An 18,638-nucleotide genomic window follows, 5' to 3' on the forward strand; every position below is an offset into this window, starting at 1 on the left:
CAATTAAACAAAATGCCACGAAGATAATTTGTGGCATTTTTGTTTAATGAAAGGCCGTTTTCATTTTCTCTTCCAGTTGCTCCCCGGACCAGCTGCCTGATATCATGATCCGGCGGATGCTATATAGCGGATCATCGGAAAAAGAGTGACGGTCCAGTTGAAAGGCGGCTTTAAATCCTGCTGCTTTAACATCTTTCACTACCTGCTCATTCCATCCTCCAAAAGGATAACCCAAATATGAAACGGTTTTACCCGTAATTTTTTCCAGTAATTGTTTAGGATGTACTAACTGTTTCTGGGTATCATATGTACTGACCTTCGAAAGATTCGGATGGTCCCAGGTATGACAGGCAATAATATGCCCGCTGTCTGAGAGTGATTTGATCTGTGCTGCTGTCATGTAATGTGGCTTTCCGATAGAAACGGTCATAATGAAAAATACGCCTCTGAATCCATATCGCTTTAATATGGGAGCAGCAACAGTATAATGCTCTTCATGCGTGTCATCAAAAGAGATCATTACCGCTTTAGCAGGTAATGTCGCTCCATTATGAAGATAGGCGTACAATTCATCCGGGGTAATACTATGGTAACCGTTTTTATTAAGCCATTGCATCTGATTGCTGAACTGTGCCGGACTAATATACAGGACATTATCCGGATGACCACCGGATGCATGCATGTTATGATAACATAATACAGGTACCTGCGGACGCTGAAACAATAGACACATGACCAGGGAAAGAATTTTATAAGTAAACATATTACTGATATTGAATGTAAATTGGTGAAGGATATAATAACAATACTTCTTCAGGTTGCATGATCTTCCCGTTGGTCAGATCATTCTTATAAAAGAGTTTGAAACCTGTATACTGTACTGGTTCTTTTGCTACGAAATATTTATAGGAATCTATCTTTTTTGCAGGATAACCAAAGCCGTCCATGTTTATCACGATCTGTACTTCATCAGAACGCCTGATATTCCCGTAATGGGTTATCATCGCCTGGGTAAAACGGTGTACGACTAATATTTTTGGTGGCAGATTATTTTGCTTTACAAGCCCTGAAAGATATTGGACAGCATAATTGATATCTGCGGCATCAAAAGTGCCGATCTTGGTACAGGGTACAGAACCGTCTTTCATAGAATATTCCGGATCGATGCCCAGGTGTACATGGGGCATACGCAGATATTTTTCCAGTGTGGGGATTTCTTCCTGCAAGGTGCTTAAACCTACCTGTATATCAAGAAATACGATGGCATTGATGCCTTTTGCCATCTGCAATATACTGTCGATCTGGCTAAAGGGCATTCGAAGCCTGTATTTGTGGTCTTTTCCTGGTTTCCCCTGTGCGGTAATAGCGATATAATGAAGTGCAGGCTGCACAGGGAACAATGTATCTGCCTGTTCCCATTTTTTTACTTCCTGCAATAATTTCATTTTCATAGCGGCAGGGGGTAACGCTCCCAGTATTCCCATCTGGGTGGAATAAAGATTCCCATAGTAAGCTACTATTCTTTTATAAGGAAGAATAGCTCCTGATAAGGGAGGCTCATTTTCGACCGGCCATTTAAGAGAAGGTTTGTAGTGCCGCAGATGCAACATTTTTCTGTAATAACCTATGGTATCTGTTCTTGCCGCTGGTTGGGAAACGATGGTGTCAGTCTCAGTCGGGGCAGGAGCTGCTGCATCTATAGGGGGTTGGTTACAGGCCGCAAATAACAGTATTGGTAATAGCAGTAGTTTCATAAAGACGTTTTATGATTCAATGATTAATACGATCGCTCCCTGAATATTTCCCTTTCTCAGTTTTTCAAGTGCTTCATTGGCCTGATCAAGCGGAAAACGATTAATAGCCGTTTTAACAGGGACCTGCTCTGCTATTGCCAGTAATGAGTCTCCATCTGCGCGGGTAAGATTAGCAACTGATTTTATAGATCGTTCTTCCCACAATATGTCATATGAGAAGGCCGGAATATCGCTCATATGTATACCACCGCAAACAACCGTGCCTCCTTTGTCGAGGCAGGATAAGGCCAAGGGTACCAACGACCCGTATGGTGCAAAAATGATAGCAGCATCCAGTTTTTCGGGAGGTGTTTCCAGTGAATTGCCAGACCATACGGCACCTTCTTCAATCGCAAATTTTTGTGCCGCTGTATCCCCCGACCTGGTGAAGGCGTAAACAGACTTATGCTTAAACCGGGCAATTTGAGCCAGAATGTGCGCAGCAGCGCCAAAACCATATATGCCGATATTTTGTGCATGCTGATCGATCATTTGCCAGGAACGGTACCCGATAAGTCCTGCACATAAAAGGGGGGCGCCACTGGCATTGGCATAAACAGCAGGCATAATGAAGCAATATTGTTCCCATGCTACTGTATATTCTGCATACCCGCCATTCATTGTATAGCCGGTAAACAGTGCATTCTCACAAAGATTTTCATGATGCTGAAGGCAGTATTTACAAGTCCCGCAGGTATATCCCAGCCACGGAACTCCTACAATATCTCCCGGATGCAGATGTGTAATATTTTTACCGGTACTGACCACTCTTCCTATTATTTCATGTCCCGGGATCAGTGGCAGTTTGGGATTTTTTAATTCCCCGTCCATAATATGAAGGTCCGTTCTGCATATCCCGCAAGCCATCACTTTGATAAGTACCTGACCGTCTGCGGGAACCGGCAGCGGCAGTGTTTTCATAACCAGGGGAGAACCTTCTGTTTCCATAACCATGGCCTGCATTGTATCCGGTAGTGAAGCTGTCATCATGGGGGTGATTTAATAACTACAAATGTAGCCACCCCGCTTTGGACCATCAATGATGGTAGTCATTAATATCATTGATCCTTATTTAGTTATGATGAGAATCACCGGGGGTATTAACCTGGGTCATTGTTTTGCCTGACAGACAATGTTACTTTTGGAGGTATAAAAGCACCCGTTATGTCCCCTTCAGAATTATTTCGCGCACAGGAAAAAGGAAAGACCTGTATTTCTATCATTATACCATTTCAGGATAAAGTGTCTGTGAAAATACAGGTGAACAAAACCATTGAAAAAGTAGAATGCCTGTTGCAGGGAATTTATTCTGAAGATGAAATACGAAAATTTCTGGTAGCGCTGCACAAATTACAATACCCCATGTATCAGCAGGGGATAGGGATTTATATTACGGAGGGGTTTGTTAAGCTGGCCGTATTCCCTTTTATGGTCAAAGAAAAAATTCACATTGGAGAATCCTTCTGGGTAAAGGAATTGATCTGTCTGGATTATTATAAAGTAGAGTATTATGTATTGCAGGTTTCAGAAAACTTAATTAATTTATATAAAGGGAAGCTTAATAAGTTAGAGAAAGTAGAAGATAAAAGATTCCCTTATTCATTGGAACAATATACGCCGGCATATGCCGGAAGCATACAGATAAAAGATACGGTTGCATTGAATAAAAACAAGGTGAAAAATTTCCTGCTGGCGGCAGATAATAAATTGTCCCATTACCTGGGAGAAAAATTACTTGTTTTATCGGGGCCGGAAAAACACCTTATGCAGTTTCATGAAATAACAAATCATTGGACACATATAGTAGGTAACATTACAGGTAACTATATTGATGAGCCGCTTTCTGTACTCGAAGAAAACGCATGGCCATTAATGAGAGACTGGCTGGACAATCATAAGGAAGTGCTGGCAGGCGAATGGCTGGCAAAAAGGGCGCTGAACAAAATCTCTGACATCCGGGAAGTATGGCGGGCTGCAGTGGCTGGAAAAGGGATAATTCTACTGGTCGAAAAGGATTATGCATTACCGGCTTATCAGGAAAGCTCGGATGGAGGCATTCATATAAAACCTCCTCATACAACATACCGCATCATTTCCGATGTAGTGAATGAACTCATGAGGATCGTACTGGAAGAAAATGGAGAAGTAATTATTCTGAAGAATGGATCGCTGGATAAGTATCACCGGATGGTATTGCTCACAGAATGACAAAGATCATTGTTTTTTTCTCTCGTGATCATTGTCCGGCGCATGTTATAAGTCTAAATTTAGGGTAGTAATCAATTAACCACTTAAAATATTTTATCATGAAATCAGATCTTCAGTTACAACAGGACGTTATGGACGAACTGTTATGGGAACCTGCCCTCGAGGCAGCAGAGATTGGTGTATCGGTAAAGGAAGGGGTAGTTACATTAAGCGGTAACGTAAACAGTTACAGTAAAAAACTGGCTGCGGAAAAAGCTGCTAAACGTGTAAAAGATGTAAATGCAGTGGCAGTGGATATCCATATTAAATTATCTTCCGAAGAGAAAAGAACGGACGAAGACATTGCCAAGGCTGCAATGGATGCGCTTCTCTGGAACACATTCGTACCTGCCGGTCATGTAAAAGTACAGGTGGATAACGGATGGATAACATTGGATGGTGAACTGGAATGGCAATACCAGAAAGATGCTGCTGTCAATGCCGTGAAAGATTTACAAGGCGTACGCGGAGTCAGTAACCTGGTACAACTGAGACCGGGACCTACAGGCGTAATCGTAAAAGATCATATTAAAAAAGCCTTGGAACGTATCGCCGATGTAGAAGCAGACCGCATCGATATTATTACGGAAGGACGTAGCATTACCGTGAAAGGTAAAGTTCGCTCCTGGAGTGAACGTTCGGAAGTAGAAAGGGCCGTATGGGCTACTCCGGGCGTATGGAGCGTAAAGGATGAACTTGTTATAGCACCATGAACAATGAGGGAGGGCTATTTTTGCATAAGGCAACAGGCAGGGATTTCCTGTCTGTTGCTTTTTAACTTAAAGACATGGAAATGCTACGACCCGATTATATTTTCGAAGCCAGCTGGGAGGTTTGTAACAAAGTAGGAGGCATCCATACCGTAATATATACAAAGGCAAGATTGCTGCAAAAATGGGATGATCATTTTATCATGATAGGCCCGGAACTACAAAAGGATACTGAAATTTCCCCGGAATTTATAGAGGATAGCAACCTTTTCCCTGCATGGAAAGAACAGGCATTGAAAGATGGATTGCACGTGCGGCTGGGCTACTGGAATATTCCCAGCCGGCCGGTGGTCATACTGACCGACTTTACTTATTTATATACCAGAAAGAATGACATTTTTGGTCACCTGTGGCTGAAATACGGACTGGATTCACTTAGTGGCCAGTGGGACTATATTAATCCCGCCTTGTTCGGCTATGCTGCGGGTATGGTCATTGGCAGTTTTTACCACCACCAGCTGAAGGCGTCCGGAACTGTTATTGCACAATTCCATGAGTGGATGACAGGCGCCGGTGTATTATACCTTAAAGAGTATGTACCTGAAATCGCTACCGTCTTCACTACACATGCTACCGTTGCCGGCAGAACACTGGCTGGCAGTGATCAGCCGTTCTACAGCCTTTTCAAAAAACAAACAGGTGATCAGGTCGCTGCCGGATACCGGGTGGTATCAAAACATTCTCTGGAAAAAACAGCAGCGGTGAATGCCGATTGCTTTACCTGTGTAAGCGAATTTACCGCAGGAGAATGCATACAGTTCCTGGATAAACAACCCGATTTTATTACTCCTAACGGATTCGACAGTGCTATCGTACCGGAACCGGCCGTATTTGACGTTAAAAGGGCGCAGGCGCGGACCCGCGTTTTACAGGTGGTAAAAGCATTACTGCAACAGGAAGTGCCCGAAAACAGCCTTCTGGTGATCAAGAGCGGCCGGTATGAATTCAGGAACAAGGGAATTGATATACTTATTGATAGCCTTGGACTTTTGAGGGCCGTACCTCCCGAAAACAGTATCGTGGTGGTCATATTTGTACCTGCCTGGGATACAGGCCCGAGACCGGAGTTATTGGAACGGTTGAAACATCCGGACATGCGGCATCCGCTTACCGGCGAAATACTCACGCATCAGTTAGTGGGGGAAGATACAGATCCTATTTGCAGGCGGATGCGTCTCAGAGGCATCGATAACGCACCGGGTAATAATCTGAAAGTATTGTTTGTGCCTGCATACCTGGAGGGCCGGGATGGTATTTTAAATCTGTCCTATTATGATTTACTGCCTGGTTTCGATCTCTCTGTCTTTCCTTCGTACTATGAACCATGGGGATATACCCCCATGGAGAGCCTTGCCTTTCATGTGCCGGCTATTACAACCAACCTGTCTGGCTTTGGCATAGCTGTAAAGAAGTTACCAGGCTATAATGGGAACGGATTGTACATAGTGGAACGGAACGACGAAAATGATCAGCAGGCAGCACAAAAAATTGCCGATATCATCAGGGCTTATGCCGCATTCCCGGAAAGTAAGAGAATAGTTATAAAGCAGGCCGCTGAGGCCATCAGCAAACATTTCCTTTGGGATGCCCAAATTGAATGGTATATGAAAGCATACAGCTTTGCGTTGCAGAAAAAAGTAAAGGCTGCAGTAGCAAAATGATATCAATCATTTGAAAACCAATTTAGGTCATTGTTATATATCATGTAATAATGTCAATTTGTATAAGCTAAAACCCTTGATATGTTAGGTTCATTAACACAACAACAAATAGACGAGGTGTTGTTCCGGAATGTGACGGGACGTATCGGTTACCATAATGGGGAGAGAGTGTGTATAGTACCTGTTAGTTATGCTTATAACGGGGAACATGTGATCGCACATTCAAAGGAAGGAACGAAAATTACAATGATGAGGAAGAACCCCAATGTTTGTTTTGAAGTGGATGAAATGACAGATATGAGCAACTGGTCCAGTGTCATAGCCTGGGGTTTTTACGAAGAGATCACAGCCGAAAAAGAAAGATATTACGCAATGAAATTCCTGGTAAGCCGGCTCATGCACCTTACCATAAGCGAAACGGCCAGGATCCCTCATATGGAAGGCCGGGATACTGCTGAGGTTTATAAGCCGGAAGTAATAAGAACGATCGTATTTCGCATCAATATCGAAGAAAAGAAGGGGAAATTCGAAAGAACGATATTATAGTGTCGGGAATGCTATAAGTATAAGGAAAATAAGGCTTGCCACATGGCAAGCCTTATTAATGCGCGTGCCGGCGGCTATTAATACCAAATAAAGTGTATAACGGACAACTACCTACGATACCGGTAATTAAAAATATAAAGGCAATGATCATAAGTACTATACCTAATGTACCTGATATCATCTTTACATAATATAAATATCCAACTGTTAATGCCAGCAATATGCGGATGATGCGATCTGCTTTACCCATATTTAGTTTCATGGTATTTTTTTTGATGATGAAATAAAGGTAAATACATAATTGCGGGGAAACATTGATGGCGGTCAGGGCTTTAAATGATCTGAATCTCCCGGCCGTTAATGAAGGTCATTTATCCGGAAGAAAAGGGAGCGTAAATTTGTTTTAAATCCTACTGCTATGAGAGGTAATATTTTCTCCCAGCCATTCATCATCTCTAACCTGATCAGCTTACTGATCCTGATCATTGTTCTTGCTAAACCCATATTCGGCAGAATGCTGATATCACTTATTTTTATAGCAGCAGCAATTATTAATACTGTCGTAGCAATTACTAATCCTGATGTTTATAAAGTATATGAAAGCCTTGCAGCACTACCTGTATATGAGGATTTTATCCGGGGCCCTTTCAGCCTTCATATTACAACTTATGTTATAATCATCGCGGCAGGCCAGTTAATGATAGGATTAGGGCTTGCTATGAAGGGGATGTACGAGAGCATTGCCCTGGTGGGAGCGATCATATTCCTGCTGGCAATAGCTCCGCTGGGTGCAGGTTCTTCTTTTCCCTGTACTGTAATACTTGCACTGGCCTGTGGGATCCTGTTAAGGGAAGAAAAAAGGAAATCCTGGTTCACATTATTTTTAAGGCTTAATTATTAAATCCCTTTGTTCTTATAAAAACACAATCATGAAAAAGATCTTAGTTATACTAAATGGAGGAAATACACATAATACGATTTCTTTTGCCTGTTATATGGCTGGTTTCACACAGGCCAGGCTGAGCGCTGTTTTTCCGCATGCTATACCATATGGGAAAGAACCTGCGCTGAAACAGGTGTATGGATCGGCCTATGTGGAATCTATTGTGGAGTCTGATCTGTCAGTAAATGAATCCTATGTCATTGAAGTGCAGAAACAGCAGCAGCTTTTCACCGAAATATGCGAAAGCAGAGGCATTCCCTATCATCTGTTCAAAGAAAATGAGGTGACAGCAGAAGAGCTGATCGAAGAAAGCCGCCTGGCAGATATGATCATATTAGACACCACGGCAGATATTAGACATCATCAGAAAGATGAACGGGATAAACTCACCAGGTCGCTGCTCGCTAATGCAGAATGCCCGGTTATAATTGCACCGGCTATTTATGAACCTATCGACGAAATCATTCTTTGTTATGATGGGTCTGCATCTGCTGTATTTGCTATGAAACAACTGACTTATCTGTTACCCGGACTTGAAAACACTAAAATAACGGCATTACAGGTGAGTGACGACAATGAATGGAAAAGGGCGACGAATTGCAAGCTGAGAGAATGGCTGGCAGATAATTACAGGTATGTAAATGTTGAAACAATAAAAGGGACGGCTGAAAAAGAGCTGTTTAATATCCTGATGAAGAAAGCCAATACATTGGTGGTAATGGGCGCTTATGGAAGAGGGGCCGTATCCCGGTTTTTCCATCAGAGCATGGCAGAACAATTCCTGGACTTATCTCCGTTACCTGTATTTATCACACATTATTAATTTTTACATTCTTCTATATTAAATTAAAGTGCAGGATTTCCTGCACTTTTTTTATTATAAAAATCTATTGATTGTACTGATGGAGTGTGTATTTAAAATACTGAATGTTATTGTGTTATAATTTCTAATAAATTTGTTGAATAAGATGACAAAAGTGTAATTTTGTAATTGTTAATGGCTCCGGAATTATTTTAAGACACTTAATACCTAAAATCTTCTTTATATGGCCACGATATTACTCATAGAAGATAATAAAGATATCCGTGATAACACAGCTGAAATTCTGGAAATGGCCAATTACAAAGTCCTGACCGCTTCCGATGGCAAAATCGGCGTACAAATGGCGGAAGAAGCCCATCCCGATCTTATTGTTTGTGATATTACAATGCCTGTATTGGATGGCTATGGCGTTATTCACCTGTTACACAAAAAAGAGCACCTCAGTAATATCCCGTTTATTTTCCTGACGGCAAAGGCAGAGCGTGCTGATATGAGAAAAGGAATGGACGCGGGAGCAGATGATTACATTACAAAACCCTTTGATGCAACCGATTTACTGAACGCCATTGAATGCAGGCTGAAGAAATCCGCCTTACTGAAGAAAGATATATCCACTGGTATTGATGGCATGCAGATATTGTTATCTGCCACTTCCGGAAAGGAGGCCCTCTATACACTGAAGGAAGAACGTAATGTTAATTATTATAAAAAGAAACAATCTGTATACACCGAAGGTAATCACCCCAGTTGTCTTTATTTTATCGTAAAAGGTAAAGTAAAAACCTACCGTCGTAATGAGGATGGAAAAGAGCTGATCACTGCAATATATAAAGAAGGTGATTTTATAGGATATGTTCCTTTACTGGAAAACAGTGTTTATAAAGAGAATGCAGATGCAATAGAAGAAACTGAACTGGCTATCATCCCACGCAAGGATTTTGAAGAACTGACCCATAGCAATGTACAGGTTTTACAGCGGTTTGTACGGCTCCTTGCCAGTAATATTGTAGAAAAGGAAATGCAGCTCCTGAATATTGCTTATAGTTCATTACGGAAGAAAGTAGCTGATGCACTTATGTTCATCACCAGGAAATATAACCAGTCAGACAGCGAAAAATTCAGTATCGATATTAGCCGGGATAACCTGGCAGCCATTGCCGGTGTCGCGAAAGAATCCCTCATCCGTACACTGGGCGATTTCAGGGATGAGAAATTAATAACTATTAAAGATGGGGAAATCTTCATTACAGACAGTAAAAGGATGGCCGGCATGTTAAACTAACCGGGTCCCGGTAAATTGGTTTTATATACCTCGAACCAGGCCACAGTTGCAAATCCTGTTACCAGGCACAGAAAGAATAGAAAAGGAGAGATCGTCGCTAACCCGAATAATGTACGTACAGGCGGTACGAACAGGATGATCGCTATAAACACCAGTGAAACAGCGATGATCACCGGGGCCAGCGGGTTATGGTACTTCATCGTCTTTGTAATATTTTCTGTAAAGGAGCGGTTTGTAAATGTGAGAAAAATATTACTGAAGAGAAGCGAGGTGAACACAAGGGTGCGCGTTTCTTCCAGTGAATAATACCCCATGGATATATTGTATAAAGTAAGTACCCCTGCTGCGATGATCAGCCCCTGTACAATACTGATGATCATTTCATTTGAATTGAACAGACTTCTGCTTGTTTTTCTTGGAGGCAGCCGCATCAGGTTATATTCTACCGGTTCTTTTTCATAAAAAAGGGAACAGGTAGGACCCATAATGAGCTCCAGGAAAATAATATGAACAGGAGAGAAGATATTGGGATATTTCCAGCCAAGCAGTGGAGGAATAGTAGCTGTTAGTATAATGGGAATATGAATGGAAATGATATAACGGATGGCCTTTTTAAGATTGTTATAGATCTTTCTGCCCTGCATAATTGACTCAGGTATTTTTTCCAGATTATCATCTATGATCACCAGGTCCGATGCCAGTCTTGCTATTTCAGTACCTTTTTTACCCATCGCAATACCTATGTCTGCTGCTTTCAACGCTAATCCGTCATTTACTCCGTCTCCGGTCATGGCTACCGTTTCCCCGTTAATTTTCAGCGCTTCCACTACCCGTAGCTTTGCCTCCGGGAACATGCGCGCAAATATCGAAATATCCCCGACTGCTTTATGAAGTGCCTCATCTGTCATGCCCATTATTTCCTCGCCGGTAGTATATCGCTGATAATTGTTAAACCCTGTTTTTTCTGCAATATTTATCGCCGTTTCAGGATAATCCCCTGTTATCAGTTTTACTGCGATCCCTGCTGCATACAGTTGCCCGATGGTGTTGGCTGCATTAGCCTTCGGCGGGTCATACAGACTCAGTAATCCTTCAAAATGCCAGTTAAAGTTATCCTGGTTTTCCGGAAAAGGACCTTCATGCATGGCGCTGGCTACTCCCAGTACCCGGTAGCCTTTGGATGCCATCGTTTGAATATGTGTATTTACCTTTTCAATCGTAACCTTGTCCAGCTTACAAACACCCATGATCCTCTCCGGCGCACCTTTAGCCGCTGCCGTGAAACCGGTACCGGCTGCATATACATGTGTCATCATGGGTGGTCTGCCTTCCAGCGGATATTCATGGACCATGGCGGGCAATGTACTCCCGCTGCTATCCTGCGCGTTGAATGCCTCAAGGATCGCTTTTTCCATACTGTCGAACGGATGCTTCTCACTGGCCAGCGCTGCATAATGTAAAACGGAACCTTTATCGGTCAGCTCTCCGCTGAGATGATCATAGATCATCACTACTTCCATCCTGTTCTCAGTAATGGTACCCGTTTTATCCAGGCAAATCGTACTTACTCCGCCCAGGTTCTCAATTGTCTGCGGGTGCCTTGAAATGATCCCTTTACCTGCCATATAATAGGCCCCCAGTGCCATAAAAGAAGAAAAAGCTACGGGGATCTCTTCCGGTATGGCGGCCATTGCAAGTGTTAATCCCAGGAGTATACTGCCGGTGATATCCCGGCTTTTTATAAAGTTAAGTACGCAAATAATAATGAAAGCACTGATACCGAATATAGTGAGTCTGGTAACAGTATGTCCCATTTGCACCTGCAGGCGGGTCCTGGTCGTTTCATTTGTGCTGATGGCCTTGCCCAGTTTACCAAGTGCTGTATTGTTGCCGGTGGCCGTCACCCTGCTGACGCATTTACCGGTATTGATCGACGTTCCCTGGTATAAGAGCCCGGTGTCCTTAGCAACAGGCATGGCCTCTCCGGTCATGACGGATTCATTTACGGTAAGGTCATTAGCGGTAATGATCTCCGCATCTGCAGGGATCAGGTCCCCTTCAGCCAGCAACAATATATCTCCGGGCACCAGGTCTTCGGTGTCAATTATTTCTTCCCTGGCATTCCGTATCACGATTGCTTTGGGTGCGGTATACAGCTTCAGTGCTTCCAGCGCACGGCTGCTTTTTGTTTCCTGGTATACAGAAATGGCAGATACCAGCAACATGGCGGAAAGCATGGTAATACCTTCCGCAATATCCCCCAGTATGAAATAAATAAGACATGCTGCTACCAGCAGCAGAAACATGGGCTCGCGTATTACACCAAGAATGATAACAGAGAATTTCCCCGTATGCTTTTCCTGAAAAATATTCTTTCCATATCGTTCCCGGAGTTCCAGGACCTGTTTGGGCCCTAAACCTGTTGCTACTTTGTTGACGATCATTACTGGTTAATTATTATAGAACGATATCCTGTATAACCTGAAATATACTTTCACGCTCTGCATTGTTAATATTTTCTATTCCTTTCAGCAATGCGTCCGGGTTGAAAGAAATACTGTTAATGCCATGTCTTACAAGGAAAGTCGCGATCTCAGGAATGTCGCTGGGGGCCTGTCCACAGAAACCAATAGGTTTACCCGCTTTCCTGGCCTTTTTCAATATCTCGGATATCAACTCAAGTACGGCAGGGTCCTGTTCATCAAATAATCCGGCTACAAGATTGGAATCCCTGTCTATACCAAGCGTTAATTGTGTAAGATCATTCGAGCCAATGGAAAATCCATCGAAAATAACAGCAAATGCTTCACCCTGTATAACATTGGAAGGGATTTCTACCATTACATATATTTCAAGTCCGTTTTCTCCTCTTTTAAGTCCATTCTCTGCCATTACTTCTATGACCTTTCTTCCTTCTTCTACAGTACGGCAGAACGGGATCATTACCTTTACGTTTGTCAATCCCATTTCATCCCGGATGTATTTAATGGCGGCACACTCCATGCCAAAACCTTCCCGGTATAACGGATGAGAATAACGGGATGCTCCCCGGAAGCCCAGCATAGGGTTTTCTTCTGTAGGTTCAAACTGTTTACCTCCTATAAGGGAAGCATATTCGTTCGTTTTGAAATCACTCATTCTTACAATCACTTCTTTCGGATAAAAAGCTGCTGCAATAGTGGCAATACCCTGAGATAAACGTTCAATAAAATACTGTTGCTTACCTGAATAGGCCTGTGTAATTAAATCGATCTGTTTTTTAATTGCCGGATCTTCCAGTTCATTGTACCTGACCAATGCCATTGGATGGATACCGATGAAAGAGTTAATGATAAATTCCATGCGTAACAGCCCTACACCGTCATTAGGCAGGAAGGATAATTTGAATGCCAGGTCCGGATCGCTCATAATGAGCATGGCTGCGGTCTTTTTGGGAAGAACGACACTATTGTAGTCAATGGTCTCTTTACGGAAAGGTAATATATCCTTGTACACAAATCCTTGTTGACCTTCACTGCAGGATACCGTTATTGACATGCCGTCTTTTATGATTTCAGTGGCATTGCCTGTACCTACAATAGCAGGTACTCCCTGTTCACGGGCTACGATAGCGGCATGACTGGTACGTCCTCCTGTATTGGTGATGATAGCGCCTACTTTTTTAAGGACCGGGTCCCAGTCGGGACTGGTCGAATTGGTCACAACGATGTCCCCGGGTTTTATCTGCCAGGCATCGGCAGGGGATTGCAGTATCCTGGCAATACCCGTTGCTATTTTTGTACCGATAGCCTCACCCTGTACCAGTACATCCCCTTTCTTTTGTAAGATGTATTGGGCAGCGGTATATTGCTGCTGCTGTGAATACACTGTTTCCGGTCTTGCCTGTACTATATATAATTGTCCGTCAATACCATCCTTTGCCCATTCTATGTCCATCGGGCATTTGTAATGTTGTTCTATGTCGGACGACCATTGCGCGAGTTGTGTTATTTCATTGTCATCGAGTACGCATTGCCGCTTTTTATCTTCCGGGGTATCAATATTCTGTATTTCAGCGGAATCGGCTTTATAACACATGGTCTTACTTTTGCTGCCTGTTTTTTTCCGTATGATGGCTTTTTTATGCAGAGATAATGTTGGTTTGAAAACGTAGAACTCATCCGGTTCTACAGCTCCCTGTACAATATTTTCCCCCAATCCCCATATGCCGGTCACAAGTACCACATCTTTGAACCCGGTATCCGGATCAAGTGTAAAACAAACACCGGAAGACGCAATGTCCGAGCGTACCATCAGTTGGATACCTGCGGATAATGCCACTTTACTATGTTCAAATCCATTGTCTTCCCGGTACTTAATGGCCCTGTCTGTATATAAAGAAGCAAAACATAATAAGATAGTATCGATGACGGATTTTTCCCCGCTGATATTCAGAAAAGATTCATGCTGTCCTGCAAAACTGGCCTTGGGCATATCTTCTGCCGTAGCGCTGCTGCGCACGGCAACAGGCTTTGGTGCAGCACCACACAACTGCTTATAGGCATTAGTAATGTCTTTTACTATTATATCAGGGATTTCTGCTTTCAGGATCAGTTCTCTTGCGATGGCGCCTACCTGTCTCAGATTTGAATAATTCTTATGGTCCAGTTGTTGCATCAGTTTTTGTAATGGTTCCCAAAGATTATTAAAGTCCAGGAAGGTCCAGTACGCAAATGCCGTCGTCGCAAATCCGTTTGGTACTTTTATGCCCTTTGATGCAAGCAGATTATACATTTCTCCCAATGATGCATTCTTTCCACCTACAGTACCAACATCTTTGATACTGATCTGAGAGAATGTTTTTATAAAGGATTCCATTTTCTGATTATTTATTATGTGCTATGAAAAGAGGCCATTGTAATTCCTGTACAAGTATATCTGCCATGCTGGGGCGGAATAACCTTGATACAAAACTCCGTTGATAAGCACCCAGTACAATAAGTATTTCAGTACCCTGTTTCCGTAAATGGTCCGGAATCTCTATTTCGGGCTGGCCTTTCAGTACGGTATATGCAGCCTGATCGTTATGCCGTCTCATAAACTCTTTCATCAGTTTATTATCAGGCAGGTGAAGATCTGCCTCATTGCTTTTAACTGTTATTACTTCGGTCGGAAGGTCATTCAATACAGGTAACAGGTAGCTGAACATTTTTATAGCATATATCGAAACCGGTGTACCATCGTATAGCAGATTTACTTTCCTCACCGTTGTATAGTGCTTTGGCACAAGCAATACAGGGCATTGCACCTGGGTCAGCAGTTCACTGATAAAATGTGTGGGAGGTGCTTCCGTATAACGGTTAAGTGTTTCATTCGCATCTATTATCAGCAGGTCCGCAAAAATACTTTCATGCACCAGCTCTGACAGGGCAATACCCTTATCACGATGTATAGTATAATTCAATCCGGCCTGCTGGCAGGCAGATTCAAACTTTGCAACTGATTGGTCCCTTTCATTGAGGTCCTGCTCTGCGAGTTGCTTTAAGGTCAGATAGGAATCCTCTTTTTCATTATAGAGCTGATATACGCTCCGGCTGCTATAGGTCTCGTCTTCCAGGAAAACGCCCACAATATGGGCCTCATTTTGTAATCCCAGCTGAACCGCGTATTCAATAGTGCTTTGAGAGAACTTGAGCCCGTCAAAAGCTGCAATGATCTTTTTCATATGATCGTAGTTTAATGATGAGCAATAAAGACCGGCTGATTGGTAGTTCTTAGTACAGGATCAGCATGGCTCGGATGCAGGAAATTAGAGAGCTTATTCCTTCCGTATGCTCCCATTACTATGAATGCTTTTGAACGCTGTAATACAAGCTCCAGTAAGCCTATTCTTACATTTCCCGGTGATGAGACGAACTCAATGTTTTTATAATGCATATGCAGCCATTCTTTCAGCTTATAACGTTCTTCTGCTTCGGGGATCGTTTCTTCCTCATTGATACTTACTACGACTGTCCGTTGTTCGTTCAGCTGAGGGAACAGGTATGTAAATTGTTTGATCGCAAAGATGGATGAAGGCTGTCCGTCAAGTGTGAATACCAGTTGTTCTATGCCTTCAAAGGTAACCGGCAAAATGATAACAGGGCATTCCGCATCGGCCAGCACGTCTTTTACCAGACTTGTAGGGATGGGTTCCTGTTCAGGCAGAAAGGAGGTTTCCACATCCAAAAGGAGCAGATCAGCATAACGGCTTTCCGTAATGATTTCCTGTACAGGATTGCCTCTGTCGCGGTGTACTGTACAATCAATTCCTCTTCTTGCACAGGCTTCCTGAAATTGCTCTATATTATCTTTACAGCAATGTTCTTTGACCACGCTGATATCATCCGTTATGCTGGTGCCACACATCGCCGCCGACTGCGCGATCATATCTGCAGGGCGGAGTTCATTTTCCTGGTTTTCCAGGAATACACCTGTTAGTTTTGACTTAGAGAGATTACAAATAAATGCGGCGAAATCGAGCATCTTTGTATTTAACTTTATCGCATCAGTTACAAAAAGTATCTTTTCCATGAGAGAGGGTTTTTATGTTACCAAAGATAGGCTGTGAGCTACGTTATTCCGATGAGTTGGGTCACTGATAATAATGATCTGTATCAATAGAAAAAAAGCCGGCAAAAGTGATTTGACTCACCCCTGCCGGCTATATTTAAAGCAGGAACTACTACTTAATAGCGATCTGCAAACTTGCAGTAGCCTTTTTAGCTTCTTCTGTTTTAGGCAATGTCAGTTTTAATACACCATCCTGGTACTGCGCTTCTATTTTTTCTTTTATTACGGCAGGAGGAAGTGTAAAACTGCGTGAGAAGCTGGTATAATTGTATTCCTGACGGCTCAGGTTCTCTTCTTTTTCTTCTTTTTCTGCACTAATGGTAAGTATATCACCATTTACATCTACTTTAAAATCTTCTTTTTTCATTCCCGGTGCCGCCATTGACACTTTAAAGAACTCCTTGTCCTCGCTGATATTTACAGCAGGTACGGTGGCTGAAGCCCAGGAACGCCCTCCATTAAAATCAAACAGGTCTTTCCAGGGTTTAAAAAAATCATCAACTACACTTGGAAACAGGGTAGTCGCTTTTGTTAGTTCTTTAGACATAGTTACCTCCTTGTTTTTTATGTTAAATGAATAATCGAATTATTGTTTTTCCTCTGCATCTTTTTCAGCACAGCATTGATCTTCTCTTTTCTTTTGTAAAGTTTTTAAGATCTTTTTCCGGGTCTTTGCACCTTTACGCGGAGCAAATAATACACCTGCCGCACTACCGATAATTGCTCCGGCTGCCAGCAATGCCATGTTTTTTTTACTACGTTCCATATATAGTATTTTAATGTGAAGAATCGGGGATCAAAACAAGAACACCAAATTACAGCATATAAAAACCGGCATCAATGATCATCCTCAAATCTTATGCTGATTTTCATCACCAGGTACTCATCGTTACCGCCGCATTATTGAGGACCAGTTGATACAGCCTGTCAACATCTTCTTTTTTGCAAAGTGCAGTACCGGGATTTAAAGTTGCGGCCGTCCCGCAGGCTACCCCATATCTGGTAGCTGAAAGGAATCCTGCACCATTGGCTAACTTCAGTACAATACCAGCAAGCATACTATCGCCGGCCCCGACCGTACTTATACTTTTTACCACAGGGGCAGGTACTAATACCTGTTCATCGCAGGTAACAAGAAGTGCTCCTGATGCACCAAGGGATACTACAACTGCTGTGCTTTGCCGCTTTCTTATGATCGAACGTGCTGCGGCCGCAATGTCATCTTCCATCAGATTATCATGACCCGTTAAAGTGGTTAATTCTGCCAGATTCGGTTTCAGCAGATATACTCCCCCTTTTAAGGCTTGTTTTATGGCGTCACTGGACGAGTCAACTATTAATTTGGCGTCCTGCTTTTTGGCTATCGCTGCGATCTCTCCCATAACAGATGGGGGCATACCGGGAGGGAGGCTGCCACTTACTACGATAAATGTATCAGAGGTGCACTTCTTTAACAAGTCCAGACAAGGTTTCCATTCAGATTCAGTAACCTCCGGACCTGGCATTCCGAAACGGTATTGCTGGTTGGTAGACGTGTCCCTTACCACCAGATTTTCCCGGGTATGTTCTTTGATCGGAATGTTAATGGAAAGAATACCCTCTTCCTCTATAAGCTGGGAAAGGTACTTCCCGGTATACCCTCCAGAGAGATAAACCGCGGTAGCCTTTTCCCCCAGCTTCTTAATAGCCCTGGCTACATTAATGCCTCCGCCTCCGGGTTCGAATACAGGGGCGGTACAGGCTAGTTTTTTCTCAGGAAGAAGTGACCGGATAGTAGTGCTTTTGTCGATGGCGGGATTGAAAGTGATGGTGATGATCTGGTTCATAGCTGTGGTATTTAAGTGAACTCTACAAAGATCAATCAATTCATTAAGCCGATCAATGATCCTGGTCATTGGAAGTACGTACAATGGTCATCGTTAAGTTTGTTTGTTCCAACAATCTTAAAATGCTATATTTATAATTCACATATAGCTTTTTAG

18 protein-coding genes are annotated in these 18,638 nt (G+C 42.8%); 7 read left to right on the top strand and 11 right to left on the bottom strand.

The annotated features are described in order from the left end of the window. Positions 1–43: 43 nt before the first annotated feature. The 3 genes from GO495_RS20635 to GO495_RS20645 are packed head-to-tail and all read right to left on the bottom strand — an operon-like array spanning position 44 to position 2,783. Positions 44–763: a polysaccharide deacetylase family protein gene (locus GO495_RS20635; RefSeq protein WP_157301622.1), complete on the bottom strand. Its 720-nt coding sequence runs from the start codon at positions 761–763 to the stop codon at positions 44–46. Position 764: 1 nt separating this feature from the next. Continuing rightward, positions 765–1,754 (bottom strand): hypothetical protein, encoded by a 990-nt coding sequence (locus GO495_RS20640; RefSeq protein ID WP_157301623.1) that lies wholly within the window; start codon positions 1,752–1,754, stop codon positions 765–767. A gap of 9 nt (positions 1,755–1,763) precedes the next feature. Next, the gene (locus GO495_RS20645) at positions 1,764–2,783 is read right to left on the bottom strand and encodes a zinc-dependent alcohol dehydrogenase family protein (RefSeq protein WP_240915276.1); all 1,020 of its coding nucleotides are present in this window, start codon (positions 2,781–2,783) and stop codon (positions 1,764–1,766) included. Positions 2,784–2,957: 174 nt separating this feature from the next. Here GO495_RS20645 and GO495_RS20650 point away from each other — a divergent pair, with 174 nt between their 5' ends. From GO495_RS20650 to GO495_RS20665, 4 genes are all read left to right on the top strand, one after another. After that, on the top strand, positions 2,958–4,001 hold the full coding sequence (locus tag GO495_RS20650; protein ID WP_157301624.1) for a baeRF3 domain-containing protein: 1,044 nt from the start codon (positions 2,958–2,960) through the stop codon (positions 3,999–4,001). 98 nt (positions 4,002–4,099) lie between these two features. Beyond that, the gene (locus GO495_RS20655) at positions 4,100–4,753 is read left to right on the top strand and encodes a BON domain-containing protein (RefSeq protein ID WP_157301625.1); all 654 of its coding nucleotides are present in this window, start codon (positions 4,100–4,102) and stop codon (positions 4,751–4,753) included. A 74-nt stretch (positions 4,754–4,827) separates the two neighbouring features. Then, on the top strand, positions 4,828–6,471 hold the full coding sequence (locus GO495_RS20660) for a glycosyltransferase (protein WP_157301626.1): 1,644 nt from the start codon (positions 4,828–4,830) through the stop codon (positions 6,469–6,471). Positions 6,472–6,552: 81 nt separating this feature from the next. Then, entirely contained in the window at positions 6,553–7,017 is a 465-nt protein-coding gene (locus GO495_RS20665; protein WP_157301627.1) for a pyridoxamine 5'-phosphate oxidase family protein, read from the top strand. A 55-nt stretch (positions 7,018–7,072) separates the two neighbouring features. On the opposite strand, the gene GO495_RS20670 is transcribed toward GO495_RS20665, so the two are convergent. Beyond that, the gene (locus GO495_RS20670) at positions 7,073–7,279 is read right to left on the bottom strand and encodes a YgaP family membrane protein (protein WP_157301628.1); all 207 of its coding nucleotides are present in this window, start codon (positions 7,277–7,279) and stop codon (positions 7,073–7,075) included. A 156-nt stretch (positions 7,280–7,435) separates the two neighbouring features. Between GO495_RS20670 and GO495_RS20675 the strand changes: the two genes are divergently transcribed. From GO495_RS20675 to GO495_RS20685, 3 genes are all read left to right on the top strand, one after another. Continuing rightward, on the top strand, positions 7,436–7,918 hold the full coding sequence (locus GO495_RS20675; protein WP_157301629.1) for a hypothetical protein: 483 nt from the start codon (positions 7,436–7,438) through the stop codon (positions 7,916–7,918). A 28-nt stretch (positions 7,919–7,946) separates the two neighbouring features. After that, complete coding sequence (locus GO495_RS20680) at positions 7,947–8,783, top strand: universal stress protein (protein WP_157301630.1); 837 nt, start codon at positions 7,947–7,949, stop codon at positions 8,781–8,783. A gap of 223 nt (positions 8,784–9,006) precedes the next feature. Continuing rightward, positions 9,007–10,065 carry a response regulator gene (locus GO495_RS20685; protein ID WP_157301631.1) on the top strand — a complete coding sequence of 353 codons (1,059 nt, stop codon included), beginning with the start codon at positions 9,007–9,009 and terminating at the stop codon, positions 10,063–10,065. Here GO495_RS20685 and GO495_RS20690 read toward each other — a convergent pair. The 7 genes from GO495_RS20690 to GO495_RS20720 all read right to left on the bottom strand — a co-directional run bounded on the left by GO495_RS20690 (position 10,062) and on the right by GO495_RS20720 (position 18,482). Next, positions 10,062–12,509, bottom strand: coding sequence for a cation-translocating P-type ATPase (locus tag GO495_RS20690; RefSeq protein ID WP_157301632.1), 2,448 nt, complete (start codon positions 12,507–12,509; stop codon positions 10,062–10,064). The genes GO495_RS20685 and GO495_RS20690 overlap by 4 nt on opposite strands. 13 nt (positions 12,510–12,522) lie before the next feature. After that, positions 12,523–14,922, bottom strand: coding sequence for a phosphoenolpyruvate synthase (ppsA, locus tag GO495_RS20695; protein WP_157301633.1), 2,400 nt, complete (start codon positions 14,920–14,922; stop codon positions 12,523–12,525). Positions 14,923–14,929: 7 nt separating this feature from the next. Next, the gene (locus GO495_RS20700; protein WP_157301634.1) at positions 14,930–15,769 is read right to left on the bottom strand and encodes a universal stress protein; all 840 of its coding nucleotides are present in this window, start codon (positions 15,767–15,769) and stop codon (positions 14,930–14,932) included. An 11-nt stretch (positions 15,770–15,780) separates the two neighbouring features. Continuing rightward, positions 15,781–16,617 carry a universal stress protein gene (locus GO495_RS20705; protein WP_157301635.1) on the bottom strand — a complete coding sequence of 279 codons (837 nt, stop codon included), beginning with the start codon at positions 16,615–16,617 and terminating at the stop codon, positions 15,781–15,783. A gap of 151 nt (positions 16,618–16,768) precedes the next feature. Then, a complete protein-coding gene (locus GO495_RS20710; protein WP_157301636.1) occupies positions 16,769–17,203 on the bottom strand; it encodes an Hsp20/alpha crystallin family protein in 435 nt (144 codons plus the stop codon). 39 nt (positions 17,204–17,242) lie between these two features. Then, on the bottom strand, positions 17,243–17,422 hold the full coding sequence (locus GO495_RS20715; RefSeq protein ID WP_157301637.1) for a YtxH domain-containing protein: 180 nt from the start codon (positions 17,420–17,422) through the stop codon (positions 17,243–17,245). Between the two features lie 106 nt (positions 17,423–17,528). Then, positions 17,529–18,482 (bottom strand): 1-phosphofructokinase family hexose kinase, encoded by a 954-nt coding sequence (locus GO495_RS20720; RefSeq protein ID WP_157301638.1) that lies wholly within the window; start codon positions 18,480–18,482, stop codon positions 17,529–17,531. Between the last annotated feature and the right edge of the window lie 156 nt (positions 18,483–18,638).

The sequence above is a fragment of the Chitinophaga oryziterrae genome (assembly GCF_009758125.1).
Taxonomy (GTDB): domain Bacteria; phylum Bacteroidota; class Bacteroidia; order Chitinophagales; family Chitinophagaceae; genus Chitinophaga; species Chitinophaga oryziterrae.